Below are 749 nucleotides of genomic sequence, written 5' to 3' on the forward strand. Positions count from 1 at the left end.
CCACCTTCGCCGCTGACCGCATCGAAACCGGTGGTACGCACGGTGATGACCTTGATCGGTGCGGTGGACTGCACGGTGGCGATGGCGTTGCCGGCGTAGATCGGGCGCTTGAAGGTGTCAGCGCTTTCGACCGACGTGATCTCGGAGATCTGGTCGACGTCCAGTAGCGCAGCGACGCGCGGCAGGAAGTTCTTGCCGTTGGTGGTGGCCGGAGCCAGCACGTGGCTGTAACTCTTGGCGAGATCGGCGATCAGCGGCGCGACGTTCTCCGGCAGCTGATGGGCGTAGGCGGCATCGTCGGCGACCAGCACCTTGGACACGCCTTCGATCTTGGCCGCCGCTTCACCAATGGCACCACAGCCGGAACCGGCGACCAGCACATGGATGTCGCCACCCATTTTCGCGGCAGCCGCCACGGTGTTCAGGGTTGCGGCCGCGAGGACTGCGTTGTTGTGTTCAGCGATAACCAGGATAGTCATTTAGATTACCTTCGCCTCGTTCTTCAGTTTCTCGACCAGTTCTGCCACGGACTTGACCTTGATACCGGCGCTGCGGGCAGCCGGCGCTTCGACCTTCAGGGTCTTCACGGTGGAACCGGTGGCGACGCCCAGCGCGTCCGGGGTCAGGGTTTCCAGCGGCTTCTTCTTGGCCTTCATGATGTTCGGCAGCGACGCGTAGCGCGGCTCGTTCAGACGCAGGTCGGTGGTGACGATCGCCGGCAGGCTCAGCGCGACGGTCTGCAGACCGCC

The 749-nt window shown here is 64.0% G+C and carries 1 protein-coding gene and 1 pseudogene; both read right to left on the reverse strand.

Annotated features, from left to right (window positions below):
- Nucleotides 1–479 (reverse strand): annotated as a pseudogene (locus U8L64_RS00215) (electron transfer flavoprotein subunit alpha/FixB family protein); the annotation flags it as partial.
- Nucleotides 480–749: electron transfer flavoprotein subunit beta/FixA family protein (locus U8L64_RS00220; protein WP_442965255.1), on the reverse strand; the 270-nt coding region annotated here is incomplete at its 5' end. It abuts the pseudogene before it with no gap.

Source organism: Pseudomonas sp. FIP_A4, from assembly GCF_036701605.1.
Lineage (GTDB): Bacteria > Pseudomonadota > Gammaproteobacteria > Pseudomonadales > Pseudomonadaceae > Stutzerimonas > Stutzerimonas phenolilytica.